The following is a 16397-nucleotide window of genomic DNA, read 5'->3' on the forward strand; positions in this document are numbered from 1 at the left end:
TTTAACGCACAAAACGCCCACATCCCCGTCAAGCTTTCACCTTTGGCAGCCGCGTGAGCTGCAGCGTATGACCGGAAAACGTCCTTAAAAAAGGAATCTGGCCCGCATGAAGGAAAAGCGCAAAGAATACAGAAGACGGCATTTGCCGCACTGATGCGCAGAAAGTTATTCCAACCCACAAGTTCCCAATTCACGCGGGGTTCTTGACGCCGAAACCACCGGACAGCAGCCCTGCTCCGGGTGAGTTTGTTTTGGCGCCCCGAAAGGCAATGTATATTGACCAGTTTTAGCGAACTCGGCCTCTCCGAAAAGATTGTGGCCAGCGTTACCCAGCTTGGCTACACCACCCCCACTCCCATTCAGGCAAAGGCCATTCCGCTGCTGCTGGAAGGCCGCGACCTGATCGGCCTCGCACAGACCGGCACGGGCAAGACCGCCGCTTTCGGCCTGCCGATCATCGAAATGCTGATGAAGCAGGCGGACCGTCCGGCAAACCGCACCTGCCGCACCCTCATCCTCGCCCCCACGCGCGAGCTGGTGAACCAGATCGGCGAAAACCTGCGCTCCTTCGTGAAGAAGACGCCGCTGCGCATCAATCAGGTTGTCGGCGGCGCGTCGATCAACAAGCAGCAGCTGCAGCTGGAAAAGGGCACGGATATCCTCGTGGCCACCCCCGGCCGCCTGCTGGACCTCATCGCCCGCAACGCCATCTCGCTCTCCAAGGTCACCTATCTGGTGCTTGATGAAGCGGATCAGATGCTCGATCTCGGCTTCATCCACGATCTGCGCAAGATTTCGAAGATGGTGCCGGCCAAGCGCCAGACGCTGCTCTTTTCGGCCACCATGCCGAAGGCGATTGCCGATCTGGCCCACAGCTACCTGACCGATCCTCTCAAGGTGGAAGTGACCCCGCCCGGCAAGGCAGCCGACAAGGTGGAGCAATATGTCCATTTCGTCGCCGGCAAGAACGACAAGACCGATCTCCTCAAGAAGTCGCTGAACGAGAACCCGGATGGCCGCGCCATCGTTTTCCTGCGCACCAAGCACGGCGCCGAGAAGCTCTACAAGCATCTCGAACATATCGGCTTCAAGGTCGCCTCCATCCACGGCAACAAGAGCCAGGGCCAGCGCGAGCGTGCTCTGAAGGGCTTCAAGGATGGTGAGATCAAGGTTCTGGTCGCAACCGACGTCGCAGCCCGCGGCATCGACATTCCGGCCGTAACGCACGTCTTCAACTACGACCTGCCGGAAGTGCCGGATGCCTATGTTCACCGCATCGGCCGTACCGCCCGCGCCGGCCGTGACGGCATCGCCATCGCGTTTTGCGCACCGGATGAAACCCGCCTGCTGCACGACATCGAAAAGCTGATGAAGATCGAAATCCCGGTCGCCTCCGGCGAACGTCCGGCCGGTCTGGCGAGCCCCTCGCGCGGCAACAACAATCGCGGTCGCAACAATAATGGCGGCCAGCAGCGCGGCCCGCGTGAAGGCGGTCGTCACAATGGCGAATCCCGTCCGTCCCGCCACCATGCACCGCGCGAAGCGGATAACGATCTGGAAGTCACCTCCGACTTCAAGCGCGTGAAGCAGGCGGAAGGCGAAGCAGGCCGCCCGGCCGGCCCGCGCAAGCACCGCCGCCCCGCCCGCAAGCCCGGCGGCAGCGGCGCCAACCGCCACGCACCTGCTGGCGGCAACGGCCAGGAAAAGCGTGCTTCCGGCAACGGCCATCGCGGCCGTAACCGCTAAGTTGCTCTGAGTGGATTGAGGGCATCGCGGCCCGTTTCTTCTCCCCGCCGGGGAGAAGAAACAAGTGGCACCCACTCGCCAATCAAGCCCCGCAGCCATACGGCCAGCGGGGTTTTTCTTTGCTCTTCAGCCGCCCTGCGCAACCAGCCGGCGTCTCGACGGCAAGGTCATGGCCAGCACGCCGGCAATCACGCAGACGAGGCCGACCCACATGGCGGGCGTCGGCATTTCCCCCAGAAACACCATGCCGATGGCGACACCGACCGGCACCCTGAGATAGGCCTGCGACGTGGTGCCGACCGAGCCCAGCGTCTGCATGAGCCGGAAATAGATCATGAAGGCAAGCGCGGTGGAAAAGACGCTGAGGCACAGGAGTGCCGTTAATGACGCCGCCGAAGGCGACAAGGTCCAGGGCCGGTCGGCGATCAGGCTGACGGGCAACAGCAGCACAGCGCCGCAGATCAGCGATCCCGCAGCCGGCATGATCGGATCCAGCCCCTTGAAGTTCTTGCCGAAAATCGCCGCGCAGGCGTAAGAAAACGCCGCCGTCAGCACCGCGAGCTGGCTCCAGATCGCTTCCCCCGCACCGCTCAGCGCTTCCATGCCGATGATGAGGCACACGCCCGTCATGCCGGCAATGGTACCGAACAGCTTGCGCCCGCTGACCGGCTCATGCCGGATGAGGAGTGCGGTCAGAAGAAAGGTGAAGATCGGCGTCGTGGCATTGAGAATGACGGCGAGACCGGCATCGATGCTCTGTTCGGCCCAGGCAATCAGCGTGAAGGGCAGGACGCTGTTGATGCAGGCCTGAATGAAAAACAGCCGCCAGGTCGCAAAATCCGTAGGCAGGCGCAGTCCGCGCAGCCGGATCACCACGAAGAGCAGCAGGCCGGCGATCAGAGTTCTCGATGCGATGAAGGTGATGGGCGGGATGGTCTCCACCCCGATCTTGATAAAGGTGTAAGACGCGGCCCACAGCGTGGACAACAAGGCGAGAAGCAGCAATTCGCGGGCGATGGTGTTCTGAGGGGTCACGGATCGATTTTCCAACTGTGTCGAGGATGACCCGTTCTTAACCCGAAAACAAGCATCTATGCTTCGGCAGCGGCCGAAGTTTCAATCCTTTTTCAAAAAAAGCCCCGCACGGTATGACCATGCGGAGCTTCGACAAAAGAGATCGATGACGATGAGCGGGCAGATCAGGCCCGGCGCTCATCCACCGAGAAAGCGCCCGGACCGGCAACGAACAGATAGAGGAAGATGAAGCAGAACAAGATGGCGGCATCACCACCGTTCAGGGCCGGGAAGAAATTGCTCGGCGCATGCGCCATGAAATAGGCGACCGCCATCTGGCCGGACAGGATGAAGGCGACGGGACGCGTGAACAGCCCGATCAGCACGAGAATGCCGCCGACGAGTTCCAGAATCGCCGCCACCAAGAGCATCGTCGGCAGGGAGCCGTCCATCTGCGATGTCGGGAAACCGAACAGCTTCTGCGTTCCATGCGAAATGAAAAGCAGCGCCGTCATGATGCGCAGCGCCCCGAGTGCCTGCGGGCGATAGCGGGAGAGAGAGTCGAAAGTTGCCATGTTCATGTGTCCCCGTTGAAGTGGTGCGACGCTCGATACAGCGCAATTATGCGTTTATGGATACACGTCTCGAACACCGGAAATCACGTTTCCGATATAGCAGAACTCCCTTAAATACATAAAGGGAGCCATTCTACACATGGTTGATTTTCCACCACAAAACTGGGCTCATGCCGAAAAAATCAACCCAAGGATACAGGCATTTTCTTGGCGGGCAAAGGCGGAAAAATCCGCCTCTCCCTCACGCCTGCAAGACGACGACCTTTGAACCCACCGGCACGCGGCTATAAAGATCGATGATGTCGTGGTTCAGCATGCGGATGCAGCCGCTCGACATGGCATGGCCGATGGATTGCGGCTGGTTGGTGCCATGCAGGCGGAACATGGTGTCATTGCCACCGCGATAGAGATAAAGCGCACGCGCGCCGAGCGGGTTGTTCGGGCCGCCCGGCATGCCGGCTGCGAATTTCAGGTTGCGCGGATCGCGGCGCATCATGTTTGCGGTCGGCGTCCAGGACGGCCATTCCGCCTTGCGGCCGATATAGGCGTCACCCTTCAGAGCAAGACCCTGCCGTCCGACACCGACGCCGTAACGCATGGCGCGTCCATCGCCCATAACGTAATAGAGCCGCCGCGCCGGCGTATCCACCACCACCGTTCCGGCGGGGTGGCTGCTGTCATAGGTGACTTCCTGCCGGCGCAGCTCCGGCTTGACCTTGTCGAGATGCATGGCGGGAAGCGGGAACTTCTCCTCCGGCTTTGCCGCATAATTGAGCCTCTGCTGGCCAATACCGGTATTGGCACAGCCGGCCAGAAGCAGCGGCAATCCGATGAGAACACCACGACGTGAAATAGACATATAACCCCCGCCAAATCTTTGGATTAACGAGAGGTATAATTTTATGGTTAACAAACCCCTAATATGAGGTTGTAGTAATTAACGCACAACAACCGGAGCGGCCGGTTTGCGATTGGCGAGATAAACCCCCGTCACCGCCAGAACCGTGCCGGCAATCATGGCGGGCGTCAGCGTTTCGCCGAACAGCAGCGCGGCTTCCACGGCGGCCAGCGGCGGCACGAGATAGATCAGCGAGGCGGCGCGTGAGACCTGCCCGCGGCGAATGAGATAAAGAAGCAGCGCCACCGCACCGATGGAAATCGCGCCCACGGACCAGCCAAGTGTGGCGGCAAGCCCGAGGCTCCAGTCCACATGCCCGTCCTCCAGCAAAAGCGCGAAGGGAACGGTGACCAGCAACGCGCCTACATATTGCAGCGTCGCCACGGCCATGATGTTTCCGCCATGGACATATTTCTTCTGGTAGAGCGTGCCATAGGTCACCGAAACCATGCCCAGCACATTCACCGCCACGGCATAAAGCGGCACTGACATGCCAAGCGCGCCTGTGGCCATGACCTTCGGCAGCACGGCAATGGCGATGCCCGCAAAACCGAGCAGGAGACCTGCGCGCTGCAGCGGCGAAATTCTCTCCCCAATCATGAAACGGGCGGCCACTGCCGTCATCAGCGGCTGCAGGCCGGCGATAATGCCGCCAATCGCGGCCGGCACGCCCTGCCCGATCGCCCACCAGATCATGCCGAGATAAATGCCATGCAAAAACACGCCGGACAGGATCGCCCGCAGGACATCGGCACGCTGCTTCGGCCACGAAATGCCGGAAAACCGGCAGATCGCCCACAACAGCAGGCCAGCCAGCAGATACCGCAGGCAGAGGAAGGTCAGCGGCCCGGTATAATAGACGGCATATTTGGCGGTGACCCAGCCGGTCGACCAGAGAAAGACGAAGATGGCCGGAGCCAGACGGTCGAGCGACATGGGAACATCCCCTGTGCCGCATGACGGTGTCGCCGGAAGTGGCCGGGACATGGGCATGCGGCGAATTGATATTGGCTGCCGGGCACGAACCGGCGAATGACCGGAACCGGTCAGCAAGCCGGTATCGCCATCGCCGCCAAAGGTCAAAGGCGTTTTCGTGATCGCATCTTTCAGATTTTCTGATGCGACCCCCATAATTCATCAGCCGAAAGCGAACGAATAAAATTTGTGCATTCGCCCACACTACACACAGGTCTGCCGCACTCTTCCACCCCGCGATGGCGCGCAACCCATTCGCCAATGCCGCATTTATAGGCTGAAACTAGAAAAACGCTTGTTTTTTAAAACTATAGACCCCTGAAAAATCTTCATGAGCAGCTCCGCATAGTTCTTGCATTGCATTTGGCGTTGTATTCAAATGGCAAAAAAGGGGACATCGAAGTTGGCATTTGACGAAATGATAAATGCGGACAACACGCCGCGAAGCCCATATGAAAACTATAACGAGTGGTACAGCCGACAGGACAGGGCGCACCTGATCCAGAAATCAAAAGACGCGGAAAACATCTTTCGAAAAACCGGTATTACTTTCGCAGTCTATGGTCACGCCGACAGTTCAGAAAAACTGATCCCTTTCGATATTATCCCGCGCATCATCTCCGGCCGTGAGTGGCGCAAACTGGCCCAGGGCATCGAACAGCGCGTCCTCGCCCTCAATGCCTTCCTCGACGATATCTACCACAAGCAGGAAATCATCCGCGCCGGGCGCATCCCCCGCGAGATCATCGAGAGGAACGAAGCCTTCCTGCCGGAAATGATCGGCTTTACCCCACCCGGCGGCGTTTATACCCACATCGTCGGCACGGATATCGTCCGCACCGGCGAAGACCAGTTCTATGTTCTGGAAGACAATGCCCGCACGCCCTCCGGTGTCAGCTACATGCTGGAAAACCGCGAGACGATGATGCAGATGTTCCCGGAACTCTTCCACGAAAACCGCGTGCGGCGGGTGGAGGATTATCCTTATCTGCTGCGCCAGTCGCTCGCCTCGCTCGCCCCGCCCGGTTGTTCCGGCAAACCACGCGTCGCGGTTTTGACCCCTGGCATCTATAATTCCGCCTATTACGAGCATTCGTTCCTTGCCGACATGATGGGCGTGGAACTGGTTGAAGGTTCCGACCTGCGCGTCATGGACGGCAAGGTCAAGATGCGTACCACGCGCGGTTATGAGGCGATTGACGTGCTTTACCGCCGCGTCGATGATGATTTCCTCGATCCGCTGACCTTCCGGCCGGATTCGGCGCTCGGCGTTCCCGGCATCATGGATGTCTACCGCGCCGGCAACATCACCATCGCCAATGCGCCCGGCACCGGCATTTCCGACGACAAGGCAATCTATTCCTACATGCCCGAGATCGTGGAATTCTACACCGGCCGCAAGCCGCTGCTGGAAAACGTGCCGACCTGGCGCTGTTCCGAGCCGGGCAGCCTGAAATACGTGCTCGACAATCTCGCCGACCTCGTCGTCAAGGAAGTCCACGGTTCGGGCGGTTACGGCATGCTGGTCGGCCCCACCGCAACGAAGAAGGAACGGGCGCTTTTTGCCGAAAAGCTGAAAGCACGCCCCTCCAACTACATTGCGCAGCCGACGCTATCTCTCTCCACCGTGCCGATCATGGTCAAGAACGGCATCGCGCCGCGCCATGTCGATCTGCGCCCCTATGTCCTGGTCTCGGACAAGGTGCAGATCATTCCCGGCGGACTGACCCGCGTTGCCCTCAAACAGGGTTCACTGGTGGTCAATTCCAGCCAGGGCGGCGGCACCAAGGATACCTGGGTACTGGAGGACTAAGCCATGCTGGGCAGAACGGCAAACGGGCTCTACTGGATGTTCCGGTATATCGAGCGCGCTGAAAACATCGCCCGGCTCATCGATGCGGGCCTGCGCGTTTCACTGACGCGCAGCGGCAGCGGCGACGAGGACTGGGACGGCGTGTTGCAGAGTGCAGGCGTGCATGAGGCCTTTCTCGAAACACGCGAGAAGGTGACGGCGGCAAATGCGATCGATTATCTCCTAAGGGACAAGGCAAACCCATCCAGCGTCATGTCCTGCATCGAGGCGGGCCGCAACAATGCCCGCATGGTGCGCACGGCGCTGACGCGGGAAACATGGGAAGCCACCAACGAATTCTGGATCGAGCTGAAGAACATCCTCGGCCGCAAGCTCAGCCACGCCGAGCTGCCGCAGACCATCGATGTCATCAAACATCGCGCCGGTCTGGTGCGCGGCGCCTTCCACGGCTCGATGCTGCGCAACGATCTCTACAATTTCTCCCGTATCGGCACCTTCATCGAACGCGCCGACAACACGGCGCGCATTCTCGATGTCAAATATTACGTGCTGCTGCCGGCGGTGGCGCATGTGGGGTCGTCGCTCGACAATGCGCAGTGGGAATCCATCCTGCGCTCGGTTTCGGCGCATCGTTCCTATGGCTGGGTCTATGATGCGGAATACAAGCCGTCGAATATTGCCGACTTCCTCATTCTCAACGGCCGCATGCCGCGTTCGCTCGCCTATTGCTACGAAAAGATCGCCGGCAACCTCAATTACATTGCCGAGGATTACGGTGAAAGGCACAAGGCGCATGATACGGCGGAAAGCATTCGCGACAGCCTGCGCGCGACCACCATCGGCCGGGTGATGGACGAGGGCCTGCACGAATTTCTGGAGAGGTTCGTCAACCGCAATGCTCAATTGGGGCAGGAAATCACGGAAGGCTACCGCTTCTATCAATAAGCGCGTGGACGGGGACAGCTTATGCGTCTGAAAATCACCCATACGACGGAATATGTCTATGACGAGCCGATGCCCTATGCGTTGCAGCGGCTGCGCCTGACGCCGCAGACCGGCCCGTGCCAGACGGTGGAGAACTGGGATGTCTCGGTGGACGGCGCCACCGTGGAAGTGACCTATGACGACCATTTCGGCAACCGCGTCGCACTGGTGGAAACCGAAGGCCCGCAGCAGCGGGTGAAGGTGGTGGCGAGCGGCTTCGTCAGCACCGAGGACAAGGCCGGCGTGTTCGGCCACCATATCGGCAATGCGCCGCTCTGGCTTTTCCTGCGCGAGACGCCGCGCACCAAACCGGGAAAGCTTGTGCGCGAACTGGTGAAGGTGAGCGCCGGCGACAGCGAGCTGGCCCGCCTGCACGACCTCATGGAAAATATTCACCGCAAGGTGGAGTATGTGCCCGGCGCGACAGACATCGAGACCACGGCGGAAACGGCGCTGGAAGCCGGCAAGGGCGTCTGCCAGGACCATGCCCATATCCTGATTTCCGCCGCCCGGCTGATGGGCCTGCCGGCGCGTTATGTCTCCGGTTACCTGATGATGGAAGAGGTGGAGGAACAGGCGGCCACCCATGCCTGGGCCGAGGTGCATCTTCAGGGGCTGGGCTGGGTGGGCTTCGACGCCGCCAACAATATCTGTCCCGACGACCGTTATGTCCGCATCGCATCCGGCCTCTGCTACCGCGACTGCGCGCCGATCTCCGGCATGCGCATCGGCCCGGCCGGCGAGACGCTGAATGTCTCGGTCACCGTGCAGCAATCACAAAGCCAGAGCCAGTCGCAGAGTTGAGCCATGACCGGTAAGGACAACGAGACGATCGGCTTTTATACCGGCAATGCCATGGCCTATACGTCACGGGGGCAGGATCCCGACCGCCCGCATCTGGAAACATTCCTGACGCGGCTGCAAGAAGGCGCGAGCATTCTCGAACTGGGATGCGGCGGCGGGCAGGACAGCGAATATATGCTGGCCGCCGGTTTCGATGTTCATCCCACCGATGGAACACCGGAGATCGCAAAGGCGGCTGAAGCACGGCTTGGCATTCACGTCCGCACATTGCTGTTCGAGGATATCGAAGAGACCGCGCTTTATGACGGCGTCTGGGCCAATGCCTGCCTGCTGCATGTGCCACGCCCTGCTCTCTCGGGCATCATCGGCCGCATCCATGCCGCGCTGAAACCGGGTGGCGTTTTTTATGCGAGCTTCAAGGCCGGAGAAGCGGAAGGGCGCGACATGTTCGGCCGTTATTACAATTATCCTTCCAGAGCCTGGCTTGAACATGCCTACGGGCAATTCGACTGGTCCGGCGTGGAGATCGAGGCCCGGCATGGCAGCGGTTACGACAATCTTCCCACCGACTGGCTGCATGTGACGGCCACGAAACCCTGAACCGGTGCGATAAGTTAGCGGTTGCGAAAGCACGCCTCGACCGTTTAAATCGCGGCATCGATTTGAATGCATGCTCCGGCCTCGATCCTCTCTTGGCAGGCCGGTCGGGAGAGGGTTTTGTACAGCATTTCCGACTATCGCGACTGCCAGACCCATGGTCCTCTCATCGCGGAGCGTGTCTGGACGGCATGGTGGCAGGATAGCGGCCTTCAGGTCGGTGATGTCGCCGAACACCTGAAGGACATGACCAATCCCCACAAGCTGCCCACGGGTTTTGTTGCCCATGATGGCGACGCTTATGTCGGCTCCGCCTTCCTCATCCATTGCGATCTCGAAGAACGCCCGCAATATCTGCCCTGGGTCGCGGCATTGTGGGTGGAGGAAGACCGCCGGCGCGCGGGCGTTGCGCGCGCCCTGATGCAGGCTGCGACACAAAGGGCCGCCGAGCTTGGACATGAGACCAGCTATCTCTGCTGCCAGCGCGATCTGGAAACGTGTTATACCAACTGCGGCTGGACCATTCTCGAGCGCGGCGTCGGCAAACATGATCTGACGGTGCTGACCTACACAACAAAGACATAGGTTTCCGAGGCGTTCCGCCGCCGGAAATTCCTGAACCGCCGGGAGGAACCATGCGACCGCCAGCCGCCATAATGGAAACCGCAATCTACGTGGATGATCTTGATGCCGCCGAAGCCTTTTACCGGGATGTCTTCGGGCTGGACGTGGTGCGCAGGCTGCCGGGGCAATTCATCTTCCTCAGATGCGGGCAGCAGATGCTGCTGATCTTCGATCCGCAGCAATCCCGCAGGGCCGACCCCGTCAATCCGATCCCCCGCCACGGCGCGGTCGGACAAGGTCATTTCTGCTTTTATGCAAAAGACAGGTCAGAGGTGGACGGCTGGAAGGCCCGTTTCGAAGAACTCGGAATTCCCGTCGAACATTATCACCGCTGGCCGAATGACAGCTATTCCGTCTATATCCGCGATCCCGCGGGTAATTCGGTGGAGGTCGGGGAAGGCAAGCTGTGGGGGTTGGAGTAAGTCCAACACGCGGAAGAAGCGCTATGAAGAACATTTTTGTCGTCACGCACACTCAGTCCATCCACCATGTCGAGAACAAGGTCGGGGGCTGGTATGACACCGAGCTGACACCCAAAGGCAGGGTCGATGCGGAAGCGACAGCTGCCAAGCTTATGAGCTTGATCGGCAGCGCATCAGTCGAAATCTTCAGTTCCGATCTTCTCCGGGCCTCCCAGACTGCGGCAATCCTTGCTGAACATCTCAAGCGCCCATTTGAAACTACAAGTGACCTGCGGGAAATCAGCTACGGCTCGGCTGGCGGTATGCCACAGGAATGGCTCGACGCCCGTCAAATCCCCGCTCCTGATCATAACAGGATGGATCACCGCGGCGGAATCGCCGATGGCGAAACGAGACGTGAGGTGGCGGAAAGAGTGTATCGCTCTGTAAACACCATTATTTCGCGGCCATGCCCCACGCAGGTCGTCGTTACCCACGGCTTCGCTCTTACTTTCGTCATCGCAGCATGGATCAAGATGCCAATAGAAACCGCCGGCTATGTCAGCTTTCCGGCAGGGTCCGGAAGCATTACCCACCTAAGACAGGATGATTACTGGCAAAGTCGCTCCGTTATCGCTTTGGCGGGTGTTTCCCACCTGAAGACAAGCTGCGGGGTCTAAGTAAGGCATGTGGTTGAAAGTTGCTCGACGCACAAAGGGATAATGGGATGAAAGAGCTATCATCTCGCGTCATCCTCGGGCTTGTCCCGGGGATCCAACTACGTAGCGTAAAATCAATCGACTGCAAATCCTCGGGACAAACCCGAGGATGACGTCGAGGGAGGGCCCCTCCCCCGACCATTTTTCACGCGCAGTCCGCAGATCAGATCTGGCGAACGGTGATCTCTTCTTCCGCATCCACGGCAAGCGGGTTCTTCAGCGGCAGGCCGAAACCGGCGGCCTCGATCTCGAACACGTCGCCCGCTTCCGGCTTGATGCCTTCCGCGAAGGAGAGCGTCGCCGTGCCGAACATGTGCACATGCACGTCGCCCGGCGCGCGGAACAGGCCATATTTGAAGTGGTGATATTCGAGGTTCGCGAAGGTGTGGGACATGTTGTCCTCACCCGAAACGAACGGCTTTTCGAAGATGACCTTGTCGCCGCGGCGAATGCGCGATGTGCCGCGAATATCCGACGGCGGGGCGCCGACGCGGATTTCCGGGCCGAAGCTTGCCGGACGGAGCTTGGAATGGGCGAGATAGAGATAGTTGATCCGCTCGGTGACGTGATCGGAAAACTCGTTCGAGACGGCAAAGCCGATGCGAACCGCTTCACCCTTGTCGGAGATCACGTAGATACCGGCCATTTCCGGTTCTTCGCCGCCATCAAGCGCGAAGGAGGGCGAGGTGAGTGCCGCACCCGGCGCTGCCGCCACATGGCCGTTGCCCTTGTAGAACCACTCGGGCTGCACGCCCTTTTCGCCAGCCTTCGGCTTGCCGTTTTCGAGACCCATGCGGAACATCTTCATGGAATCCGTCAGGCTTTCTTCTGCCGCTTCCGTGGTCTTCTTGTGCATGCTGTCACGCGTCGCGGCCGAACCGAGATGGGTGAGGCCCGTGCCGGTCAGATGCAGATGCGCCGGATCGGGATGGGTGATCGGCGGCAGGAAGCGGCCTTCGGCATAGGCCTTTTCGAGATCGACGGCATCGCCCAGACCATGGGCGGAAATGACATCGGCAAGGCTCTTACCGCCATTGGCGGCTTCCATGGCGAGTGCATAAACCGAGGCCGCACCCTTGACGGCGCGCGCCTGCCCGCCTTCTTCGCGAACCGCTACGGTGATGTTGCCACTGGCATCTTTGATCTGTGAAATGAGCACGGGATTTCCTTCCTCCGGCGCAACGCGCCTTGTCTCTTCTCTTCGGCGCATAACGCCTGCATCTTATGAAAGTGGCCGGAAACCGGCCACTTTTTTGACTGCGATAGGGATGGGCCGATCAGCCCTTGTTCTTGTTGTAAACGTCGAAGAACACGGCGGCGAGCAGCACGAGGCCCTTGACCATCTGCTGGAAATCGATGCCGAGGCCGACGATCGACATGCCGTTGTTCATGACACCCATGATGAAGGCGCCGATGACCGCACCGGTGATCTTGCCAACGCCGCCGGATGCCGAAGCACCGCCGATGAAGCAGGCCGCGATAACGTCGAGTTCGAAGCCCACGCCGGCCTTCGGCGTCGCCGAGTTCAGGCGGGTCGCGATGATCATGCCGGCAAGACCGGCCAGCACGCCCATGTTGACGAAGGTGAGGAAGCTCAGGCGTTCGGTGTTGATACCCGAAAGCTTGGTCGCCTTCTCATTGCCGCCCATGGCGTAGACACGGCGACCGATGGTCGTGCGGCGCGTCACGAAGCTGTAAAGCGCGATCAGCACCAGCATCACGATCAGCACGTTCGGCAGGCCGCGATAGGTGGACAGCTGGTAACCGAGGAACAGGATAGCGCCGGAGATCAGCAGATTCTGCACAATGAAGAAACCGAACGGCTCCACGTCGATGCCGTGCTTCACGTTCACGACGCGACGGCGCCATGCGAGATAGAACAGCACAACCGTAATCAGCAACGTCAGGATCATCGACGTCGTGTTCAGGCCTTCAATGCCGCCGATATCAGGCAGGAAGCCAGTGCTGATGATCTGGAAATCGGTCGGGAAAGGACCGATGTTCTTGCCGCCGAGCACGAAAAGCGTCAGGCCGCGGAACACCAGCATGCCCGCCAGCGTCACGATGAAGGACGGAATGCGGTGATAGGCGATCCAGTAACCCTGGGCCGCACCGATGATGCCGCCGATGACGAGACAAATCAGCGCCGCCAGGAACGGGTTCATGCCCCATTGCACGGTCAATATCGCCGCGATCGCGCCGACGAAGGCGACGATGGAGCCGACCGAAAGGTCGATATGCCCGGCGACGATGACGAGCAGCATACCCAGCGCCATGATGACGATGAACGAGTTCTGCAGGATGAGGTTGGTCAGGTTCACAGGGCGGAACAGGATGCCGCCGGTGTAGAACTGGAAGAAAACCATGATGGCGACGAGCGCGATCAGCATGCCGTATTCGCGGATATTGGCGCGAATATAGGACGAGATCGAGACGACGTTACTTTCTTCGTTTGTTGTGTTTGCCGAACTCATGAGTTCTTCTCCCCTGAGCGCATGATAGCGCGCATGATGCTTTCCTGGCTCGCCTCTCCCTTCGGCAATTCAGCGACGATGCGGCCTTCGTTCATGACGTAGATGCGGTCGCAATTGCCGAGCAGTTCGGGCATTTCCGATGAGATCATCAGAACGCCTTTACCATCGGCAGCGAGCTGGTTGATGATGGTGTAGATTTCATATTTCGCGCCGACATCGATACCGCGGGTCGGTTCGTCGAGGATCAGCACGTCGGGATTGGAGAACAGCCATTTGGAGAGCACAACCTTCTGCTGGTTGCCGCCCGAAAGATTGACCGTTTCCTGGAAGATGCCCGACGACCGGATGCGAAGACGCGTGCGGAAATCGCTCGCCACCTTCATTTCCTTGATGTCGTCGATGATGCTGGCATTCGATACGCCGGCCAGATTGGCGAGCGTGGTATTGTGCAGGATGTTGTCGTTGAGCACGAGACCGAGATGCTTGCGATCTTCCGTGACATAGGCAAGCCCGGCATCGATCGCCTTGCGCACGGTGCTGACGTCAACGGGCTTGCCGTCGATCAGCACTTCGCCGCTGATCCTGTGGCCGTAGGACTTGCCGAACACGCTCATGGCGAATTCGGTGCGCCCTGCCCCCATCAGACCGGCAATGCCGACGACTTCGCCCTTGCGCACGGTGACGTTGATATCGTGCAGGACCTGGCGGTCGCGATGCTGCTGGTGATAGGCGTTCCAGTTCTTGACTTCGAGAATGGTCTCGCCGATCGGCACATCGCGCGGCGGATAACGATCTTCGAGATCGCGTCCCACCATGTTGCGGATGATGACATCCTCGCTGATTTCTTCCTGGTGACAGTCGAGCGTCTTCACCGTCATGCCGTCGCGCAGCACGGTGATCTGGTCGGCCACCTTGCGCACTTCGTTCAGCTTGTGGGTGATGATGATCGACGTCATACCCTGATTGCGGAATTCCATCAACAGGTTGAGCAGCGCCTCGGAATCGCTTTCGTTGAGCGAAGCCGTCGGCTCATCGAGGATGAGCAGCTTCACGCTCTTCGACAGCGCCTTGGCGATTTCGACCAGCTGCTGCTTGCCCACGCCGATATCGGTGATCAGCGTCTCGGGCGATTCCTTCAGACCCACCTTCTTTAGAAGTTCGCGGGTACGGTTGAAGGTCTGCTGCCAGCTGATGACGCCGTTCGAAGCAACCTCGTTACCAAGGAAGATGTTTTCCGCAATCGACAGAAGCGGCACCAGCGCCAGCTCCTGGTGAATGATAATGATACCAATATCTTCACTGTCGTTGATGGCGCGAAAATTCCGCACTGCGCCTTCATAGTGGATTTCGCCCTCATAGGTGCCGGCGGGGTAAACACCGGAAAGGACCTTCATCAAGGTCGACTTTCCCGCGCCGTTCTCACCGACGAGTGCGTGGATCTCACCTTCCTTCACTTTGAGGTTGACGTTCTCAAGCGCTTTCACGCCCGGAAACGTCTTGGTGATGTTCCGCATTTCGAGAATGGTATTGGCCATATCGTAATCCAGCGCCCGATTAATTCCGGCGTTTTTATTTTTATGGAAAAACGGGGATGACGCCAAGCCATCCCCGCATGTGTCTTGCAGCTTATTTCAGCTGGTCTTCCTTGTAGTAACCACCGTCGACGAGAACCTGCTTGTAGTTCTCCTTGGTGACGGCAACCGGCTTCAGCAGGTAGGACGGAACAACCTTGACGCCATTTTCATAGGTCTTGGTGTCGTTCACTTCCGGCTCCTTGCCTTCCATGACAGCGTTGACCATGTTCACGGTCACCTTGGCGAGTTCGCGGGTGTCCTTGAAGATGGTGGAGTACTGCTCGCCAGCAATGATCGACTTGACGGAAGGAACTTCAGCGTCCTGACCGGAAACGACCGGCAGCGGCTGGTCCTTCGTGCCATAACCAACGCCCTTCAGCGAGGAGATGATGCCGATGGAAAGACCGTCGTAAGGCGACAGAACCGCGTCAACCTTGGCGTCGGTGTAGTAAGCGGACAGAAGGTTGTCCATGCGGGCCTGGGCCGTTGCCGGATCCCAACGCAGCGTACCGACCTTGTCCATGCCCATCTGGCCGGACTTCACGACCAGCTTGCCGCTGTCGATGTAAGGCTTCAGGACAGACATTGCGCCGTCATAGAAGAAGAAGGCGTTGTTGTCGTCCGGAGAACCGCCGAACAGCTCGATGTTGAACGGACCCTTGCCGTCCTTCAGGCCAAGCTTGTCGACGATCGAAGTTGCCTGCAGAACGCCAACCTGGAAGTTGTCGAAGGTCGCGTAGTAGCTGACGTCGCCGCTGTTGCGGATCAGGCGGTCATAAGCGATGACCTTGATGCCCTGCTCGCCGGCCTGCTTCAGAACGTCAGACAGCGTGGTGCCGTCGATCGACGCGATCACGAGGACCTTGACGCCCTTGGTGACCATGTTTTCGATCTGGGAAAGCTGGTTCGGAATATCGTCGTCAGCATATTGCAGGTCGGTCTTGTAACCGGCTTCCTGCAGCTGCTTCACGATGTTGTTGCCGTCGTCGATCCAGCGTGCGGACGACTTGGTCGGCATCGCGATACCGACGGAACCCTTGTCCTGTGCGAAAGCCGGCACTGCGAAAGAAGCAGCACCGATGGCACAAGCTGCCATCAGCGAAATAATGGACTTCATTAACTCTCTCCCTTGAGTCCTTCTCTGGAGCCCGCATGCTGCGGTGCACCATGAAATTCATGCCGTCAGAGGAAGAAGCCGC

16 protein-coding genes are annotated in these 16397 nt (G+C 59.3%); 8 read left to right on the forward strand and 8 right to left on the reverse strand.

Features of this window, described 5'->3' with window-relative positions; all coding sequences use genetic code 11:
* Nucleotides 1-276 precede the first annotated feature (276 nt).
* Nucleotides 277-1746, forward strand: coding sequence for a DEAD/DEAH box helicase (locus QD336_RS09075; RefSeq protein ID WP_269340392.1), 1470 nt, complete (start codon nucleotides 277-279; stop codon nucleotides 1744-1746).
* A gap of 126 nt (nucleotides 1747-1872) precedes the next feature.
* Here QD336_RS09075 and QD336_RS09080 read toward each other — a convergent pair whose 3' ends face one another.
* The 4 genes from QD336_RS09080 to QD336_RS09095 all read right to left on the reverse strand — a co-directional run bounded on the left by QD336_RS09080 (nucleotide 1873) and on the right by QD336_RS09095 (nucleotide 5169).
* Complete coding sequence (locus QD336_RS09080) at nucleotides 1873-2781, reverse strand: DMT family transporter (protein ID WP_499170324.1); 909 nt, start codon at nucleotides 2779-2781, stop codon at nucleotides 1873-1875.
* 164 nt (nucleotides 2782-2945) lie between these two features.
* A complete protein-coding gene (locus QD336_RS09085) occupies nucleotides 2946-3335 on the reverse strand; it encodes a DoxX family protein (protein WP_269340389.1) in 390 nt (129 codons plus the stop codon).
* Nucleotides 3336-3576: 241 nt separating this feature from the next.
* Nucleotides 3577-4194, reverse strand: coding sequence for a L,D-transpeptidase (locus QD336_RS09090; protein WP_269340388.1), 618 nt, complete (start codon nucleotides 4192-4194; stop codon nucleotides 3577-3579).
* Nucleotides 4195-4272: 78 nt separating this feature from the next.
* Entirely contained in the window at nucleotides 4273-5169 is an 897-nt protein-coding gene (locus QD336_RS09095) for a DMT family transporter (protein WP_499170325.1), read from the reverse strand.
* Nucleotides 5170-5611: 442 nt separating this feature from the next.
* Here QD336_RS09095 and QD336_RS09100 point away from each other — a divergent pair, with 442 nt between their 5' ends.
* The 7 genes from QD336_RS09100 (at nucleotide 5612) to QD336_RS09130 (ending at nucleotide 11111) form a co-directional block, all read left to right on the forward strand.
* On the forward strand, nucleotides 5612-7021 hold the full coding sequence (locus QD336_RS09100) for a circularly permuted type 2 ATP-grasp protein (RefSeq protein ID WP_269340384.1): 1410 nt from the start codon (nucleotides 5612-5614) through the stop codon (nucleotides 7019-7021).
* A gap of 3 nt (nucleotides 7022-7024) precedes the next feature.
* The gene (locus QD336_RS09105) at nucleotides 7025-7966 is read left to right on the forward strand and encodes an alpha-E domain-containing protein (RefSeq protein WP_269340382.1); all 942 of its coding nucleotides are present in this window, start codon (nucleotides 7025-7027) and stop codon (nucleotides 7964-7966) included.
* Nucleotides 7967-7987: 21 nt separating this feature from the next.
* Nucleotides 7988-8809: a transglutaminase family protein gene (locus QD336_RS09110; protein WP_269340381.1), complete on the forward strand. Its 822-nt coding sequence runs from the start codon at nucleotides 7988-7990 to the stop codon at nucleotides 8807-8809.
* A gap of 3 nt (nucleotides 8810-8812) precedes the next feature.
* On the forward strand, nucleotides 8813-9409 hold the full coding sequence (locus QD336_RS09115) for a class I SAM-dependent methyltransferase (protein ID WP_499170326.1): 597 nt from the start codon (nucleotides 8813-8815) through the stop codon (nucleotides 9407-9409).
* Nucleotides 9410-9526: 117 nt separating this feature from the next.
* On the forward strand, nucleotides 9527-9991 hold the full coding sequence (locus QD336_RS09120) for a GNAT family N-acetyltransferase (RefSeq protein ID WP_499170327.1): 465 nt from the start codon (nucleotides 9527-9529) through the stop codon (nucleotides 9989-9991).
* Between the two features lie 50 nt (nucleotides 9992-10041).
* Nucleotides 10042-10452, forward strand: a complete 411-nt coding sequence (locus QD336_RS09125; RefSeq protein WP_269340378.1) for a VOC family protein — start codon at nucleotides 10042-10044, stop codon at nucleotides 10450-10452.
* A 23-nt stretch (nucleotides 10453-10475) separates the two neighbouring features.
* Nucleotides 10476-11111, forward strand: coding sequence for a histidine phosphatase family protein (locus QD336_RS09130; RefSeq protein WP_499170328.1), 636 nt, complete (start codon nucleotides 10476-10478; stop codon nucleotides 11109-11111).
* 202 nt (nucleotides 11112-11313) lie between these two features.
* On the opposite strand, the gene araD1 is transcribed toward QD336_RS09130, so the two are convergent.
* The 4 genes from araD1 to chvE all read right to left on the reverse strand — a co-directional run bounded on the left by araD1 (nucleotide 11314) and on the right by chvE (nucleotide 16315).
* Nucleotides 11314-12309, reverse strand: a complete 996-nt coding sequence (gene araD1 / locus QD336_RS09135; protein ID WP_269340375.1) for a 2-keto-3-deoxy-L-arabinonate dehydratase AraD1 — start codon at nucleotides 12307-12309, stop codon at nucleotides 11314-11316.
* Between the two features lie 118 nt (nucleotides 12310-12427).
* Entirely contained in the window at nucleotides 12428-13624 is a 1197-nt protein-coding gene (gguB, locus tag QD336_RS09140) for a sugar ABC transporter permease GguB (RefSeq protein ID WP_400821304.1), read from the reverse strand.
* Entirely contained in the window at nucleotides 13621-15159 is a 1539-nt protein-coding gene (gene gguA, locus QD336_RS09145; RefSeq protein WP_269340372.1) for a sugar ABC transporter ATP-binding protein GguA, read from the reverse strand. Before gguA ends, gguB begins: the two co-directional genes overlap by 4 nt.
* A gap of 91 nt (nucleotides 15160-15250) precedes the next feature.
* The gene (gene chvE, locus QD336_RS09150; protein WP_269340370.1) at nucleotides 15251-16315 is read right to left on the reverse strand and encodes a sugar ABC transporter substrate-binding protein ChvE; all 1065 of its coding nucleotides are present in this window, start codon (nucleotides 16313-16315) and stop codon (nucleotides 15251-15253) included.
* Nucleotides 16316-16397 lie beyond the last annotated feature (82 nt).

The sequence above is a fragment of the Rhizobium sp. BR 250 genome (genome assembly GCF_047445855.1).
Lineage (GTDB): Bacteria > Pseudomonadota > Alphaproteobacteria > Rhizobiales > Rhizobiaceae > Agrobacterium > Agrobacterium tumefaciens_I.

What these genes read in the sequence shown, in the direction of transcription:
- gguB (WP_400821304.1), bottom strand. Translation starts at nt 13,624, where the DNA reads ATGAGTTCGGCAAACACAACAAACGAAGAAAGTAACGTCGTCTCGATC.
- QD336_RS09095 (WP_499170325.1), bottom strand. Translation starts at nt 5,169, where the DNA reads ATGTCGCTCGACCGTCTGGCTCCGGCCATCTTCGTCTTTCTCTGGTCG.
- QD336_RS09090 (WP_269340388.1), bottom strand. Translation starts at nt 4,194, where the DNA reads ATGTCTATTTCACGTCGTGGTGTTCTCATCGGATTGCCGCTGCTTCTG.
- QD336_RS09105 (WP_269340382.1), top strand. Translation starts at nt 7,025, where the DNA reads ATGCTGGGCAGAACGGCAAACGGGCTCTACTGGATGTTCCGGTATATC.
- chvE (WP_269340370.1), bottom strand. Translation starts at nt 16,315, where the DNA reads ATGAAGTCCATTATTTCGCTGATGGCAGCTTGTGCCATCGGTGCTGCT.
- QD336_RS09085 (WP_269340389.1), bottom strand. Translation starts at nt 3,335, where the DNA reads ATGGCAACTTTCGACTCTCTCTCCCGCTATCGCCCGCAGGCACTCGGG.
- gguA (WP_269340372.1), bottom strand. Translation starts at nt 15,159, where the DNA reads ATGGCCAATACCATTCTCGAAATGCGGAACATCACCAAGACGTTTCCG.
- QD336_RS09125 (WP_269340378.1), top strand. Translation starts at nt 10,042, where the DNA reads ATGCGACCGCCAGCCGCCATAATGGAAACCGCAATCTACGTGGATGAT.
- QD336_RS09110 (WP_269340381.1), top strand. Translation starts at nt 7,988, where the DNA reads ATGCGTCTGAAAATCACCCATACGACGGAATATGTCTATGACGAGCCG.
- QD336_RS09130 (WP_499170328.1), top strand. Translation starts at nt 10,476, where the DNA reads ATGAAGAACATTTTTGTCGTCACGCACACTCAGTCCATCCACCATGTC.
- QD336_RS09115 (WP_499170326.1), top strand. Translation starts at nt 8,813, where the DNA reads ATGACCGGTAAGGACAACGAGACGATCGGCTTTTATACCGGCAATGCC.